11 protein-coding genes and 1 pseudogene are annotated in these 17,046 nt (G+C 41.9%); 9 read left to right on the forward strand and 3 right to left on the reverse strand.

Annotation, left to right across the window (positions count from 1 at the left end):
- Positions 1 to 9: 9 nt before the first annotated feature.
- Positions 10 to 882, reverse strand: a complete 873-nt coding sequence (gene htpX / locus ACDX78_RS04210; RefSeq protein WP_486025601.1) for a protease HtpX — start codon at positions 880 to 882, stop codon at positions 10 to 12.
- 130 nt (positions 883 to 1,012) lie between these two features.
- Here htpX and ACDX78_RS04215 point away from each other — a divergent pair, with 130 nt between their 5' ends.
- The 5 genes and pseudogenes from ACDX78_RS04215 to ACDX78_RS04235 all read left to right on the forward strand — a co-directional run bounded on the left by ACDX78_RS04215 (position 1,013) and on the right by ACDX78_RS04235 (position 5,905).
- Positions 1,013 to 1,465 (forward strand): small multi-drug export protein, encoded by a 453-nt coding sequence (locus ACDX78_RS04215; protein WP_486025602.1) that lies wholly within the window; start codon positions 1,013 to 1,015, stop codon positions 1,463 to 1,465.
- A 231-nt stretch (positions 1,466 to 1,696) separates the two neighbouring features.
- Positions 1,697 to 2,959, forward strand: coding sequence for a CYP152 family fatty-acid peroxygenase CypC (cypC, locus tag ACDX78_RS04220; protein WP_486025604.1), 1,263 nt, complete (start codon positions 1,697 to 1,699; stop codon positions 2,957 to 2,959).
- A 279-nt stretch (positions 2,960 to 3,238) separates the two neighbouring features.
- Entirely contained in the window at positions 3,239 to 4,027 is a 789-nt protein-coding gene (locus ACDX78_RS04225) for an ion transporter (RefSeq protein WP_486025605.1), read from the forward strand.
- A gap of 458 nt (positions 4,028 to 4,485) precedes the next feature.
- Positions 4,486 to 5,425, forward strand: a pseudogene (locus ACDX78_RS04230) (transposase); the annotation flags it as partial.
- A gap of 105 nt (positions 5,426 to 5,530) precedes the next feature.
- Entirely contained in the window at positions 5,531 to 5,905 is a 375-nt protein-coding gene (locus ACDX78_RS04235; protein WP_486025607.1) for an IS200/IS605 family accessory protein TnpB-related protein, read from the forward strand.
- Positions 5,906 to 6,171: 266 nt separating this feature from the next.
- On the opposite strand, the gene ACDX78_RS04240 is transcribed toward ACDX78_RS04235, so the two are convergent.
- Complete coding sequence (locus ACDX78_RS04240) at positions 6,172 to 7,173, reverse strand: LLM class flavin-dependent oxidoreductase (protein WP_486025634.1); 1,002 nt, start codon at positions 7,171 to 7,173, stop codon at positions 6,172 to 6,174.
- A 492-nt stretch (positions 7,174 to 7,665) separates the two neighbouring features.
- On the opposite strand from ACDX78_RS04240, the gene gltB reads away from it, so the two are divergent.
- From gltB to rlmN, 4 genes are all read left to right on the forward strand, one after another.
- Entirely contained in the window at positions 7,666 to 12,297 is a 4,632-nt protein-coding gene (gene gltB, locus ACDX78_RS04245) for a glutamate synthase large subunit (protein WP_486025609.1), read from the forward strand.
- Positions 12,298 to 12,428: 131 nt separating this feature from the next.
- Positions 12,429 to 13,916, forward strand: coding sequence for a glutamate synthase subunit beta (locus ACDX78_RS04250; RefSeq protein ID WP_486025610.1), 1,488 nt, complete (start codon positions 12,429 to 12,431; stop codon positions 13,914 to 13,916).
- A 108-nt stretch (positions 13,917 to 14,024) separates the two neighbouring features.
- Positions 14,025 to 14,876: a hypothetical protein gene (locus ACDX78_RS04255; protein WP_486025612.1), complete on the forward strand. Its 852-nt coding sequence runs from the start codon at positions 14,025 to 14,027 to the stop codon at positions 14,874 to 14,876.
- A 153-nt stretch (positions 14,877 to 15,029) separates the two neighbouring features.
- Positions 15,030 to 16,097 carry a dual-specificity RNA methyltransferase RlmN gene (gene rlmN, locus ACDX78_RS04260; protein WP_486025614.1) on the forward strand — a complete coding sequence of 356 codons (1,068 nt, stop codon included), beginning with the start codon at positions 15,030 to 15,032 and terminating at the stop codon, positions 16,095 to 16,097.
- 76 nt (positions 16,098 to 16,173) lie between these two features.
- Here rlmN and ACDX78_RS04265 read toward each other — a convergent pair whose 3' ends face one another.
- On the reverse strand, positions 16,174 to 16,833 hold the full coding sequence (locus tag ACDX78_RS04265; RefSeq protein WP_486025615.1) for a Type 1 glutamine amidotransferase-like domain-containing protein: 660 nt from the start codon (positions 16,831 to 16,833) through the stop codon (positions 16,174 to 16,176).
- Positions 16,834 to 17,046: the final 213 nt, after the last annotated feature.

Raw genomic sequence — 17,046 nt, forward strand, 5'->3', positions numbered from 1 at the left:
TTCGTCATGTTATACTAAACGCCGGATCCGTTCATCTATATCCGGGTGCGTTGAAAACATATTGGATTTTTTTCGACCGTTTATTTTTAATGTGGCAATGGACGTATCTTCTTCTTGTTTAACACGATTGCTGTAGTTTTTTAAAGACTCGAGGGCATGTCTCATTTTATCCTTGCCTGCGAGGTCGGCTCCTCCGCGGTCAGCGTGGAATTCACGGTGGCGGGAGTATGCAAAGACAACAAGACTTCCTAGAATCGATAGTACAAGCTGAAAGAAAATAATAGCCAGAAAATGTACAATTGGTGCAAGCTCTGACCTGACCAGGCGGGAGACAGCAAATGCTGCAATACGGGCAAGGAACACAACAAATGTATTTACTACACCTTGCAGCAATGTCATTGTCACCATGTCTCCATTTGCTACGTGGGCAACCTCGTGGGCGATAACCCCTTCGACCGCATCGTCATCCATTTCTTCAATTAACCCGGTAGAGACAGCCACCAATGAACGCTTTTTTGTCGGTCCGGTGGCAAAAGCATTAACCTCTCTTGAATTGTAAATCCCCACTTCCGGCATATGCATCATACCGGCAGCTCTGGAAAGGCGATGTACCTTTTCCACGACTTCCCTTTCATGACCAGTCGCTGTATTTGGATCAATAACACGGACACCCATCATTTTCTTTGCCATCCAGCGGGAGATCCCGAGCGAAATAAAGGAGCCGGTAAAACCGATCACCGCACTGAAAATAAGTAATGTACCGAAATTAATAGCGCCATCCTGTACATAATTCCAGGTGCCGGGGATAAGCGTGAAGATAATCGTAATTGTAGCTAAAACTAAAATGTTAGTTAGCAAGAAATAAAAAATTCGCTTTCCCATATTCTCATCCTCTTCTATTTTTCTCTTATTCTTTCATTATATAACTTATTTACAGTGCTTACAACTGGCAGATAAATAAAAAAATGCTATACTGAGAAGGAATTTTGACGAAAAATGGAGGTGCCTGCTAATGGAGTATTTCCTGGTAATTCTTGGTGCTGCCATTCCATGGATGGAAGTCGCACTCGTTATTCCGCTGGGAATAGTAGCGGGATTATCCCCGTTTTGGGTGATCATTTTGGCGTTTATAGGTAATATGCTTACAGTAGTACCTTTAATTGTAGCGTTTGAAAAAATCCAGGGCTGGAATAAAAAGAGAAGGCAAAAAAAGAAGAAAAAGGATCTGAGCCGATCTTCAAAAATGGTACGGGGGAGAAACCTGTGGAATAAATATGGGCTGCCAGGATTATCCCTGCTGGGGCCACTGATTATAGGAACGCATATCGCGGTTGTTATTGGAATGACCCTTGGTGCAAATAAATACTGGACGACGGTATGGATGACAATTAGCATCGGTTTATGGAGCTTTATTTTTGGAATTGGTACTGTTTTTGGTATGGATTGGCTTATTGTAGAAAATTAGCGGCTGGAATTTTGTAAGGATATATCTATTAGTGATTGGCAGCTAAAAAGGTATCAAAATCACTCTACTTTTCTACATGTCACCTGAACATTACCAAGGTCACTAATTAACACTCAACTAATGAAAAAATCTTCCCCGTTACAAAACTAAACCAGCCTCAAAATTGGTTTGTTTGATTCTAACATATACTGGGTAAGCTATCTGTAAAGCGATCCGAAAAGGAGATTTGTTATGACTTCAGTAAAGCAGATACCCACAGAAAAAGGATTGGATAACAGTTTGGCATTGATGAAAGAGGGCTTTTATTTTATCCCGAATAGAATGGAAAGAATGAATACAAATATTTTCCAAACTAGGCTCCTCGGGGGGCAGAAGGTCATCTGCATCAGTGGCGAGGAAGCAGGAGAAGTATTTTATGATAATACGCTATTTAAGCGGGAAGGCGTTGCTCCCCATCGTATAAAAGAAAGCCTTTTTGGTCAAGGTGGCGTGCAGGGAATGGACGGGGCAGCACATCGAAATCGCAAAAAACTGTTCATGTCTCAGATGACACCGGAAAGTATAAAAGAAATTCGGCAAATAGCAGAGAAACAATGGGAAATAGCTGCGGATAAGTGGCAGCGTGGAGAAAGAAGGGAACTTCTATATGAAGCAGAAAAAATTCTATGCATTACAGCATGCCAATGGGCTGGAGTACCACTAAAAGCAAAAAACCTCATGATTAGAACGAAGGATCTCGCTTCCATGATTGATGCATTTGGTGCAGTAGGTCCGCGTCATTGGGAAGGGCGAATGGCAAGAAATCGCGCTGAAAAGTGGATAGAGAATATAATTGAAAAAATCCGCAATAATGAAATGACTATAGTAGAGAACAAGCCTCTCTTTGCCGTAGCCTGGCATAGAGATTTAAACCATGAGCTGCTTGATATAAAAACTGCAGCGGTAGAAGTATTGAATTTATTACGGCCGATTGTTGCCATTGGCCGCTATGTCATGTTCGGGGCGCTTGCGATGCATGATTACCCTGAAACTCGCGAAAAGCTTATCAATGATCATGATGAAAAATATAGTCAGATGTTTACGCAGGAAGTTCGCCGCTATTACCCGTTTGGTCCATTTTTAGGAGCAAAGGTAAAAAAAGATTTTGCGTGGAAAGGATTCCCTTTTAAAGAAGATACATTAGTTTTACTTGATGTTTACGGTATCAATCACAGTCCTGATTTATGGGAAAATCCGAATATATTCTGGCCGGAACGGTTTCATGATTGGGAGGGAAGCCCGTTTAACTTCGTGCCTCAAGGCGGCGGGGATTATCACGATGGCCACCGTTGTGCCGGTGAATGGATCACCATAGAACTGATGAAAATAAGTCTTGAATTCTTAGCGAAACGATTAGATTATGATGTTCCTGAGCAAGACCTCAGCTATAGTATGGTAAGAATGCCAACCTTACCTAAAAGCAGGTTTATTATGGAGAATGTACGGTGGAAATAAAGTAAAACCATTTTCCCCCTTTGGATATGACGTGTCCAAAGGGGTGTTTTTGTGTTGTGTAATATTAGATTTCGTCATCCTTTATTCCAAAAAGTGAAGATGATTTAAATATACAGCGGGAGGTTCAAGGTAATCGGGACTACATGTTTCTTTAAATAGGTTTTATAAATAGAAGCGCATCCTCAACTTCTAAACTATATCTTATCTCCTTCCGAAATATTAGATGACATTTATCCATGAAATAAGTAAAATTATATCTGAAGGGAGATTACTTATTTCATGAAAAGCTATAGACAACTATGCGCAAACATTGCCGGCCACCCCTGGTTTATAAACGTTATTATTGCTTTGATTTTTGTCAATGCAGTAATTGTAGGGTTGGAAACCTATCCGGTTATTTTAGATAGTTATGGAAACTGGCTATACATAGGCGATCGAATTCTGCTTTGGATTTTTTCTTTGGAAATTGCAATAAGGCTGATTGGAAGCAGGTCGATTGGGTCGTTTTTCAAGGAACCGTGGAATATATTTGATTTTGTCATTGTGGCAGCCGGCCATATTTTAGTTGGTTCGTACTATGTTACTGTACTCCGGATATTGAGGGTGCTTCGTGTTCTCCGTGCCATATCTGTTATTCCATCACTGCGGAAAATAGTAAATGCACTACTGCTAACAATACCCTCTATGGGGACGATCATGCTTCTGCTTGGACTATTCTTTTATATATATGCTGTAATTGGAACGATGATGTTTCAAACCATTGCACCTGAATATTTCGGCTCCTTGCATGACTCCTTATTATCTCTATTCCAGGTTATCACGCTGGAATCCTGGTCAAGTGCTATCATGAGACCGATTCTGGAAGAAGAACCATCATCATGGTGGTATTTTGTCACATTCATTGTGATAGGTGCGTTTGTCATTATTAATTTATTTGTCGGTGTCATTGTTAATAATGTGGAAGAGGCAAATCGGGAGGAAACGCCCACGCCAACAGATATAAAACTGTCTGAGGTACAGGAAGAATTAAAGGAAATTAAAAAACTGCTGCATGAGAAATCTAAATAAAAGTATTGCCTGCTAAGACACTGGAAGTCGTTCGACAATCCGGAAAAGTTGCTCGGGAACCGCAAAAGTCGCTCGTCATCCATCAAAAGCCGCTCGAGAACGACCCGGAGCCGCTCTGTAAAAGCTGGAATACAGACAGCCTTTTCTCTTAGAATAGATAAAAATGTGCTCTACATATGAAAAGCCACCCTCCAATAGGGAGAAGGTGGCTTTTCATCATCATATCAATCCCAGTCGAGAGTACTCCATCCTCAAGGAACCATGTGAGTAGGGTGGGGGTGAATCGACTTCGGATCAGGGTTGGTTTATGCCAATTCAAATGATCCGACTTCCCGTTCAAGAACATAGGTGCTATAATAAAAAGAACATATATTCTTTGTGGGAGGTGAAGTCTCATCAAAAAGAATCAAACGTTTTATTATAAAACGGACCAAATCTGGATCAAGCCGGGTCATCGCATGCACCCATACTTGAACCAAATGTGCCAAAATGCAAAAAATATGTATAATGCAGTAAACTTTTATATCAGACAGGTTTTTACGGGATTAAAAGGTGAAAACACACTGCATCCCTTACAACAAGAAGTTTTGGAAACCATCCGTCAAAACTTAGAGCCAATGAACGAAAAACAGCAACAAGCTTATCAACGCAGGCTGGAAAAAGAAAGTAAAAAGCCTGTTGAAAAGCAAAAAGAAGTCACATGCAACCTATTTGAAGCACCAACAAAAGAAAAACCATATCTTCATTATAACTTTTTAAACAGCTTATTTCATGTAATTAAACAACCCGATTATCTTTCCTTACCAATACAGAGCAGCCAATGGGTAATGAAAGCCGTTTTTCAAAACTGGAAAAGTTTTTATGCATTACAAAGATCACCCGGTAAAGTACAACGCCAGACCTCGCATCCCAGGCTACTCCCGCACCTCAGAGAAAGATATTATTTTCACCAACCAGGACTGCTGCATCAAAGAACAGAAATATTTAAAGTTCCCGAAGACAAAACTAAAACTTAATATTGGCAAATTGGGAATGGCAGAAGGAAAATTAATGCAAGTGCGCATCATTCCCAAGTATGGTCACTATGTGGTGGAATTAGTAAGAAAAGTAGAATATGACGCGATAGAACCAACGGATAGCAATAGATGTATGGCACTGGATGTGGGTATAAATAACCTTGTTTCCGGTGTGACAAATACGGGTACATCTCCCTTTATAATAAAAGGCGGAAATGTAAAATCGATCAATCAATATTACAACAAACAAAAAGCGCATTTGCTTGGGATTCTTCGTCATGGGAAGGCATCAAATGAAGGACCTTTCACGTCAAAACGATTGGAACGGCTTCATCAGGTTAGGCACCGAAAGCTAAAGGACATCTTTCATAAAGCCAGCCATAAAGGGAAACTTCATTCAGTGGGGGGTTTCTTTTCATCCCCCACTGAATGTTAGTTGAACGAATCGGGCCGTTACTGGCTGTTAGATCTCCCACTTAGCATTTTCATGTTTCCTTCATTCTCGAAGTGGGAGTCTTACAGCCAGTTACACTGCGATAAAATTGTGAATCTTGCCTTGGAAGAAAAGGTAGACACAATTATTATTGGAAAAAACGAAGGCTGGAAGCAAAAAATAAATATTGGCAAAACGAGTAATCAATCATTTGTCAGCACTCCGCATGCCATGCTGATCAACATGATTACATACAAGGCGGAAAAATGCGGGATTCGTGTCATCACGATAGAAGAATCGTACACATCAAAAGCGAGTTTTATAGATGGGGATGATATTCCTATATTTGATGAAAAGAAGGATAATCCCGTATTCACTGGAAAACGAGTGAACGTGGGCTTTATCGTACTTGTAAAGGATTACTGTTAAATGCCGATATAAACGGAGCAGCGAACATATTAAGGAAATTTGTGAGTAAGTTACCAAATAAACAAGCGCCGACTGCAGACTCCGTGAATGTTTGGCAACCCAGGATTATTTAAAAGAAGTACCAAAGGCGAGACCGATGGTATAGAGGGGCTGGGTGTAAATAGTTCACCAATGTGACAGCTCCACTGACGTTAAGCGGGAATGTGTCGATACGTTAGAAACCCCCACTTCAAATTTTTGAATAGAAAATTAAGTGGGGGGAATATTCATTCCATCAACTCAGAAACAATTTCAAAGGAACGCAGGCGATCTTCCACATCAAAAATTTGTGCGCTGACAATGATTTCATCTGCCTGTGTTGCCTCCTGGAACTCCTCCAGTCCCTTTCTTACCGTATCCTTATCACCAATAATGGTTGTCCTTGGATCAAGAGACTGCTTGATGGCCTCCATCTCCATCGGTGAGTATACTTCTTCAATATTTTCAAGCGGTGGCTGCAACTTCATAGGCTGACCTCTGCGAATGCTTAAAAATTGCTGCTGCAGGGAGGTAGCGATATATTTTGCTTTTTTATCCGAATCTGCTGCAATAACATTCACCCCGACCATCGCATATGGTTTTTCCAATGTGTCTGATGGCTGGAAACGATCCCTGTACAGCTGCAGAGCAGGTATCGTATAAGCCGGAGCAAAGTGGCTGGCAAATGAAAAATGCAGTCCTTTTTGTGCAGCCAGTTTTGCACTAAAGTCACTGGAGCCAAGCAGCCAGATAGGAATATTAAGTCCTTGCCCGGGTACTGCTTTTACACGGGAAACAGGATGGTCTGAAAAATAATCCTGCAGTTCATCCACTTGCATAGGAAAATCCTCCACACTCATATTAAGCGTTCTGCGAAGGGCATAAGCTGTAGCTTGATCACTTCCAGGGGCGCGTCCCAAGCCTAAATCAATCCGTCCGGGATAAAGGGATTCCAACGTGCCGAATTGCTCGGCAATTACAAGTGTTGCATGGTTGGGAAGCATGACTCCGCCAGCACCAATGCGCATATGATTTGTTTTTTCCGCAATATGACCCATAATCACGGATGTTGCTGAACTGGCTATTCCAGGCATATTATGGTGTTCTGCCAGCCAGTAGCGGTTAAATCCCAGCTTTTCCACATGCTGTGCGAGCTTTACACTGCTTTTAAAAGATTCCTTTGGTGTTCCGCCTTCATTGACAGGCGCCAGATCCAGCACAGAAAGCGGTATATTATTGAATTTTTTCATTTGATGAGAAACCAATTTTGAACCTCCTGTTCACTAATTCCTTAGTAAGAAATACTACGTGTTTTATAAATAATCGTCCAGTTTTCAGCTTGAAGATCAGATATATCTCAAAAGAAGATTGTTCCGATTCAATCAATCTCGTTTAGAGATGAAATAGCCTGAAATACGTGATAAGCCATAAAAAAATTATATTTTATTAAATTGCTATTTTGCAATCCCATCATCACTACTCCCATAAGGTTTCACCTTACATGGTTATAATTTCCAAATTGAAAGTGAACAGCTAATACCCGTAAAAGATCAGTAAAACCATTAATCTGAATTTTATGGGAAAGAAAAAATCGTGATATAATGAAGGAACCACCAAATAAAAGGTATTTTTTTACTTTAAAATCCAATTAATTCCATAATCAAATATGCCTTCCTGCAATTTCCTGGACTATACGCTGAGTCCAATAACTCATATTATTCTAGAAAGGAGCTGCTGTATACATGGAAAATAATACAGTGCAAGCAAGAAAAGGATACCCTAAGCCTCAGGGCCTTTATCATCCGAAGTTTGAGCATGAAGCATGCGGGATCGGGATGATAGCCAATATTAATGGCAGGAAGACACATAATATAGTACAGAACGCGATTAATATGCTTTGCAATATGGAACATCGCGGCGGGCAATCTGCCGATACGAGTACCGGGGACGGTGCCGGAATATTGACTCAGATTCCCGATCGCTTTTTTCAAAAACAATGCGCCAAAGAAAATATCACCTTGCCGAGAAAAGGTAAGTACGGGATAGGCATGGTTTTTCTTCCGAGGGACCATGAAGTACGTATGGAAAGCAAAAAAGTATTTGAACGCATTGTGGAAGAGGAGGGGCAAACCTTTCTTGGCTGGCGTCCTGTCCCTGTCAATGAGTCATTTATCGGGGACGTTGCAGCAAAAAGCCAGCCTTCCATTAGGCAATTTTTCGTACAGCGGTCCGCGGATGTAAAGGACCATATGGAATTTGAACGTAAGTTATTTGTTATACGCAAGCGGATTGAAAAAGAAGTGGCGAATAACCTAGTGTATGATGATATTTATATATGCAGCCTGTCCACGAGAACCATTGTTTATAAAGGAATGCTCATACCGGAGCAGGTTGATTCCTTCTATATTGATTTAAACCATCCGGATTTCAAATCGGCAGTGGCCCTTGTCCATTCCCGGTTCAGCACAAACACATTTCCGAGCTGGAAAAGAGCGCATCCAAATCGTTATACCATCCATAACGGGGAATTCAATACATTACGCGGAAATGTGAATTGGATGCGAGCAAGAGAAAAAATGCTTTCATCAACGCATTTTCCGGAAGAGGACATGAAAAATATACTTCCGGTAAATGATGAGGATGGCAGTGATTCATCGATTTTCGATAACACGCTGGAATTTCTGCATTTATCCGGACGCTCACTGGCACATACCGCGATGATGATGGTGCCTGAGCCTTGGGCAAATGATGACAGCATGAGTGCGGCGAAACGAGATTTTTATGAATACCACAGTTCCTTAATGGAGCCGTGGGACGGACCGGCGGCATTTGTTTTTACAGATGGAACCCAGATTGGTGCGAGCCTAGACAGAAACGGCTTGCGGCCTGCTCGCTATTACGTAACGAAAAGCGGTATGATCGTGCTTGGCTCTGAAGTGGGTGCGCTGGATATTTTTGCCGATGACATATTATATAAAGATCGGCTGCAGCCAGGGAAGATACTGCTGGTTGATTTGGAAAACGGGATTATCGTACCGGATGAGGATATTAAAAAGGAGATTGCTTCCCAACAGCCGTATAAAGAATGGTTAAAAAATAAAGTAAACCTGGAAGACATCCCGGAAGTTGAAAAAGTGAAAAATCGGATCAAAGATGCTGATTTGCGGAGACAGCAGCGTGCATTTGGCTATACAAAAGAAGATGTGGAAAAAATAATAAAACCGCTTGTGACAGAAGGGAAGGACCCAATCGGTTCGATGGGTTACGATTCACCACTTGCTGTTTTATCAAAAAAACCACAGAATTTGTATAACTATTTCAAGCAATTATTTGCCCAGGTAACCAACCCGCCGATTGATGCCATCCGGGAAAAAATCATTACGATGGTAGAAACTACGATTGGAAGCGAAGGTAATTTGACCAGTCCGGATGAAACCAGCTGCAAGCATATCCGTTTGAAAACCCCACTACTGACAAATGATGAGCTCAATAAACTGCAAATGGGGCAACTGGACGGATTTAAAGCTGCCACATTATCCACGCTTTTTCCGGCTGCAGCGGGCAATCTGGAAGATGCTATGGAAAGGTTATTTAATGAGGCGGATAAAGCTATGGAAGCAGGGGCTGTTCTGCTTGTATTATCAGATCGCGGAACGGATGAAAACCATGTGGCGATTCCGTCCTTGCTGGCGGTTTCCGGTCTGCACCATCATTTGATCCGAAACGGTGTCCGGACGAAGGTAAGCCTACTGCTCGAATCGGGCGAACCCCGTGAAGTGCATCATTTTGCTACATTAATCGGCTATGGGGCAGAAGGGATTAACCCATATTTGGTCTATGAATCTATCATGGATTTAGTAGACCAAGAAGATATCAAATCCATGTTGCCGAAACAGGCAATAGAGCAGTACAATCAGGCAGTGACAGACGGGATCGTTAAAATATTATCCAAAATGGGAATTTCCACGATACAAAGCTACCGGGGAGCTCAAATCTTTGAGGCACTCGGGATCCATGAGGATGTTATTGACAAATATTTTACTGGAACTGCCTCCAGACTCGGCGGTATTGGGCTGGATATGATTGAAAAAGAAGCATTGATGCGGCATCGTGATGGATTTAACGAAAACCGCGGTGCAAATCATTCCCTCCATCATGGGGATGATTATCAGTACCGGATCAACGGGGAGGATCATCAGTATAATCCAAAGACAATACCAACGCTCCAGCATGCATGCCGGACAAACGATTATGATCTTTTCAAGGAATATACTGATCTGTTAAACAATGAAAAAAATAATTTACAGTCATTAAGGGGACTGATAGATTTTAAAAAGAAGCGAAAGCCAGTCCCGATTGACGAGGTGGAATCCGTTGAAGCGATATGTGCTAGATTTAAGACTGGGGCAATGTCTTACGGCTCACTCAGTCAGGAAGCCCATGAAGCATTGGCCATTGCGATGAACCGTATCGGCGGCAAAAGCAACAGCGGGGAAGGCGGGGAATCTCCGGATCGCTTTATGCCGGATGAAAATGGTGATTTGAGAAAAAGTGCGATTAAACAGGTGGCTTCCGGCAGATTTGGTGTGAACAGCCATTACCTGGTAAATGCGAGTGAAATTCAAATTAAAGTCGCCCAGGGTGCAAAGCCCGGAGAAGGTGGACACCTGCCGGGGAAAAAAGTGTATCCATGGGTTGCTGAGGTTCGCGGTTCCACCCCCGGTGTTGAATTAATTTCGCCGCCGCCGCACCATGATATTTATTCTATTGAAGATTTAGCAGAATTAATTTATAACCTGAAAAACACGAATCCGAAAGCAAGAATCAGTGTAAAGCTTGTTTCCGCAGTAGGTGTCGGGACGATTGCAGCAGGTGTGGCCAAGGGCCGTGCTGATGTCGTAGTGATCAGCGGCTATGATGGCGGAACGGGAGCAGCACCGAAAACGAGTCTGAAGCATACCGGACTTCCATGGGAAATCGGTCTTGCGGAGACACATCAAACACTGCTGTTAAATGGCTTAAGAGAAAAAATCGTCGTAGAGACGGACGGTAAAATGATGACCGGCCGGGATGTTGTGACAGCTTCTTTGCTTGGTGCAGAAGAGTTTGGTTTCGCCACTGCTCCGCTCGTTGTGATCGGTTGTGTCATGATGCGTGTCTGCCATTTGGACACATGTCCGGTGGGAGTGGCCACGCAAAATCCGGAGCTGAGAAAAAAGTTTACTGGCGATCCGGAGCATGTGGCGAATTTCATGCGGTTTGTAGCGCGTGATGCCCGCGAAATCATGGCAGAGCTCGGATTCCGAACAATTAACGAAATGATAGGACGTACAGATATTTTAAAGCGGAAAGAAAACCTGGATCATTGGAAGGCAGAGGGGTTGGACTTATCCGCACTGCTTCACCAGCCTGAGTTAACACCAAAAACAGGAAATTATAAACAGGTGGAACAAAACCATGGAATAGAGAAGACCCTTGATTACCAGGAGTTAATTCCGATTTGCAAGCCAGCTTTGGAATACGGAAAGCCAGTTGAATTTACAACTGCTATCCGTAATATTCACCGGGTGACAGGCACACTGCTCGGCAGCGAAGTAACTAGACGCTACGGTGCGGGTGGATTGCCAGAAGATACGATCAAATTAGGTTTTAACGGCTCAGCCGGTCAGAGCTTTGGCGGCTTTATTCCTCCTGGGATGACACTCAGGTTGATTGGGGATGCCAATGATTTTGTCGGAAAAGGACTGTCCGGTGGAAAAATTATTGTACATCCAGATCCGATTGTCACCTTTCCGGCAGAGAAAAATACAATTATCGGCAATGTTGCCTTTTACGGTGCTTCTAGAGGTGAAGCGTATATAAGAGGACTAGCAGGTGAACGTTTTGCTGTAAGAAACAGCGGGGCATCGATTGTTGTAGAAGGTGTAGGTGACCACGGCTGTGAATATATGACCGGCGGAACGGTCGTTGTCCTGGGATCAACCGGGAAAAACTTCGCGGCAGGTATGTCCGGAGGTGCAGCTTATATATATGATCCTGACAACACATTTGAAGAAAAAGTAAATAAAGGACTTGTCGACGTGGAACCATTGACCGATTTTGTGGAATTGAAAAAAGTATACCAGTTAATCAGGAACCATGTGGACTACACGGACAGTAAACATGCCAATCGTATTTTGACCTATTGGGAAGAAAATATGGGGAAATTTGTACGAGTCATTCCTAAAGCCTATGCACAAATGCAGGCTAGAATCAATGCTTTAATGAACGAAGGAATGAGTACAGGTGAGGCAGAAATGCAGGCCTTTGAGGAGAGCAAGCAGCCTGTGAGAGAAAAAGAATCATTAAATAAACTGGAAGTTACAAAGGTATAGCTGATCGTTTTTAGAAAACCTGACTTTTTGCAAGGCACTGTTTCAATGATGCAGGTGAGAAATCATGATGGCTCTCTACTAAGGGCCATCAACTCCTATATTATCTTGCCTGCTAAAAAAGGAGGACTTTGATGGGAAAACAAACAGGTTTTATGGAATATGAAAGAATAACAAGACATGAAAGAGATCCATCGGTCCGCACGAAGGATTGGAATGATTATACAAAGCCGATGACTGAGAAGGAAGTGCAAATACAGGGAGCGCGCTGTATGGATTGTGGTGTACCCACCTGCCATACTGGAATGGAAATTAACGGGGTGACAACAGGATGTCCGGTTTATCATCTCATCCCTGAATGGAACCACCTTGTCTATCAAGGAAAATGGAAGGAAGCATTGGAGCGGGCGCAGGAAATGAATAATTTTCCGGAGTTCACTGGTATCGCCTGTCCTGCTCCGTGTGAAGGTGCTTGTGTGCTTGGAATCAATGAGCCTCCAGTTGCAATCCGTACCGTGGAACGCTCCATTATAGAAAAAGGTTTTGAAAATGGATGGATCGTGCCTGAGCCACCGGAAAGAAGGACCGGGAAAAGCGTTGCTATCGTAGGTTCCGGACCCGCGGGACTTTCTGCGGCTGCCCAATTGAATAAAGCAGGGCACACGGTAACTGTTTTTGAAAAAGCCGACCGGATTGGTGGACTGCTGACTTATGGTATTCCTGAGATGAAGCTTTCTTATGATATCGTGTTGCGCAGGGTATCTATTTTGGAAGCGGAAGGCATCCATTTTGTGACTAATACAGAGGTTGGCAAGGATGTAACGGTACCTGAGCTGGAAGATGATTTTGATGCTGTCATCCTATGCGGGGGAGCTGCGGTCCATCGGGATATTCAAGTCGAAGGAAGCCATTTAAAAGGTATTCACCGTGCAATGGACTTTCTGCATGCCAACACGAAGAGTCTCCTGGACTCCAACCTGGAGGATGGTAATTATATATCCGCTGCAGATAAGGATGTTATTGTCATCGGCGGGGGAGATACAGGGACAGACTGCCTGGCTACATCAACAAGACATAATTGCAAGAGCCTCACGCAATTTGATATTTATGATAAAAAAGGGCTTGTACGCGATGAGGAAACCAACCCGTGGCCGCAATACCCGACGATACATCGTGTGGAATATGGCCACAAGGAAGCCGAAGCGGCTTTCGGTGATGATCCGCGTGCATATACCGTGATGACAAAGAAATTTGCAGGAGACGAAAAGGATAATATAAAAGAAGTGCATACGATTAACGTAAAGACGCGTTTTGACGAAAAAGGCAATAAAGTCCGTGAAGAAATCCCCGGTACGGAAAAAGTTTGGCCGGCAGATCTCGTGCTGGTCGCAATCGGTTTCAGTGGCCCCGAGCAGGAGCTGATCGAACAGCTCGGCGTGGAAACTACAGCTCGTTCTACAGTAAAAGCAGAACATGAAGATTATACCACCAATGTAGAAGGCATATTTGCTGCAGGTGATACCCGTCGCGGTCAAAGCCTCATCGTCTGGGCTATTAATGAAGGCAGGGGAGCAGCTCGTGAATGCGACCGCTATCTAATGGGAGAAACAACACTTCCATAAGGACAGTAATGCTGTCCTTATGGCCTTTTTGTTGATATACTTATATTTATAGAAGGCTTTCGACTACCCAGTTAAGAACTTTTTAGTTATAAATAAGGGGTTAACAATGTGTCGAAAGTTATGTATATTTATAGAAAAGGAGAGGATTATATGGTTTGTTCTAATTGTGAGCAAGAAACAGGGGAAGGAAAATTTTGTGCGAATTGTGGTGCGCAGCTGCAAAATGAAGAATCCGCAGCTACATCCGATGCTGCAGTCCATGCTGATGCACCTGCAGAACCTGGGGGTGAAGATGTACAGCTGGAAAAGGAGGACAATTCGGAGCAAAGTCAGTCAAATGAATTTGTAGAAAAAATAAAAAATGAAGCGGCTAATTTCGGAAATTTTTTAATCAGAATGCTAAAAAGCCCATCCGAAGCTACTAAATCCAGAAGCAATGAGTTGATTCCAGGAATTATTACAATGGTTATATTCTCTTTACTTATTGCACTGGGAACTTACATGATAGCAAGATCGCTAGGTTCATTTTTTGTAGAAATCTCTTTTGTTGACAGCTTTGTTGTACCTTTAGTACAATCTCTTATTTTATTTGCGGTTGTATCAGTTCTAACTTTCGGAGGTACAAAACTGACTGGGTATGCACTTTCGTTTACAGATGTTGTAGCGAAAGCTGGTGCTTATTCAATTCCTTTTTTAGCTTTGTCATTGTTGGGTGGTCTATTAGCTTCCCTTGGCTTGACAACAGCTGGAGCACTTGTTGTTTTAGGTTTGCTGGGCATTATTTTGATGATACCTACGTTTGTCATTCTTGAAAAAACAGCGAATGGATTCGATCGAATGTATGTGCTTCTTGGAATCTACATAGTTTCCTTTTTTATTGCCAGTTTCTTAATTCAAGACATTATCGGTATTTTCATGGGTAGTATGTTGGATAATATAATAGGAGGATTTGGATTTTAAGATAATGGGAAAATCCCTCATTTTTGAGGCGCTTTTGTATATGGCAACAGGGGTCAGTGAGTCTGTCTCTGTTGCCAAATTTCTTATTATGTAGTAACATACGTAATTGCAATATATAGTAAGTAAGGTTTCTCTTGAAATGAGGTTTCAAAAATGACAAAAAAATCCATTTATGGACTAACATATGATCAATTGTCGGATTGGCTTACTGAACATGGTCAACAAAGATTTCGTGTAGACCAGGTGTGGAATTGGTTGTATAAAAAACGTGTGGCAACATTCGCGGATATGAAAAACGTGAATAAACAAACCATCGAGTTATTGGAAGAGAACTTTGTCCTGCATACAACAAAAGAAGAACTGAAGCAGGAATCTAAAGATGGCACAATTAAATACTTATTTAGACTGGCAGACGGCAATTTAATTGAAACAGTGCTTATGCGTTTTAATTACGGACTGTCTGTTTGTGTGACCACACAGGTTGGCTGTAATATCGGCTGTTCCTTTTGTGCGAGCGGCTTATTAACGAAAAGCCGGGACCTTTCCAGCGGGGAAATCGTGGAGCAGATTATGAATGTCCAGAAGCACCTGGATGAAAAAGGGGAAGGCGACCGGGTCAGCCATATTGTTGTGATGGGTATCGGAGAGCCGTTTGATAACTTTACTAATCTGATGGATTTTCTATACGTTGTCAATGATGACAAGGGATTAAATATCGGCGCAAGACATATTACCGTTTCAACAAGCGGTCTTGCCCATAAAATATATGAGTTTGCTGATACTGGCATTCAAGTGAATCTGGCCATTTCCATTCATGCGCCAAACAATGAACTGAGAACACAAATTATGAAAATCAACAAAGCTTTTCCTATTGAAAAACTCATGAAGGCTGTTGATTATTATTTGGAAAAAACAAACCGGCGAATTACGTATGAATATATTATGCTGAAGGACGTCAATGATCACAGGGAAGAGGCTTTAGAGCTTGCAAAACTTCTTAAAGGTCATCGTCATCTAGCTTATGTCAATTTAATTCCATATAATACGGTTGACGAACATAGCTATTATCAGCGCAGTGATTCGGATACGATCCAGACGTTTTTTGAAACATTAAAGGAAAAAGGGATCCATTGTGGCGTACGCTGGGAAAATGGTGCGGATATCGATGCTGCATGTGGTCAGCTCAGAAGTAAACAGATGAAGAAAAAGAATGCTGTTTAACAGGATGTATATAAAAAGATCCAAATCGCACATGATTTGGATCTTTTTATATACAATGGCTCATAGAACAATAATATTAATGTATTTTTCTAAGAATATCATTTTCCAAACTGTAAACACCATTGCCTTCCATCGAATGAACTTCTTCGTTGAAAAAGTAAACACAAGTGCCTTCGTCTATGCCGTAATTTTTATGGCATTTAATTGTATTTACCGCGTGTTTCAAATGATCTTCATCATTCCATTGGGTGAAGTGGACAGCAATCAATACTTCGGAGATTAATCCCAATCCCTTTCTATATTGAAATTCATTCTGTTCATTGTCTTTTGATGAAATAATGCAAAGCTCAGGACTGATTAAGGCACCGGCAGAAAACCCTGCAACCGGGATGCCTGACTCGTATCTTTCTTTTATCGTGCTGGAAATAGATGTATCTATAATATAATCAGCATATAAATTTGTATCTCCACCACCGATAATAATCCCTGCACTGTTTTTTAAACAATCGGTCACGATCTCAATTGGTGTTGATGGGAGAGGCAAGTAATAGAATTGATTAAAACCTAATTGATCCAGCCTATGTGTGTATTTTGGCATATATTGCTCCCATCCATCTCTTTCTACAAATAAGATGGAGATAAATGCATTTGTTACCGATATTTTTTTTGTGAATTTTTGTGCCATTTTGATTGTGAAGGGAGGGCTGCCCCCATGAAGAAATAGGTGTTTATTCATTCAATCATCCTTTATCGCAGTGTAACTGGCTGTAAGACTCCCACTTCAAGAATGAAGGAAACTTGAAAATTCTAAGTGGGAAATCTAACAGCCAGTAACGGCCCGATTCGTTCAACTAACATTTGTATGAAAACACTTATGAAAATTGCTCTAAAAAGACAACAGGAAAGCAGCTCTCTCAAATTTGATTTTTTGAGAAAATAAAATTGATAC

Origin of the sequence: Virgibacillus oceani (genome assembly GCF_041521345.1) — a bacterium.
GTDB classification, from domain to species: Bacteria; Bacillota; Bacilli; order Bacillales; family Amphibacillaceae; genus Virgibacillus_N; species Virgibacillus_N oceani_A.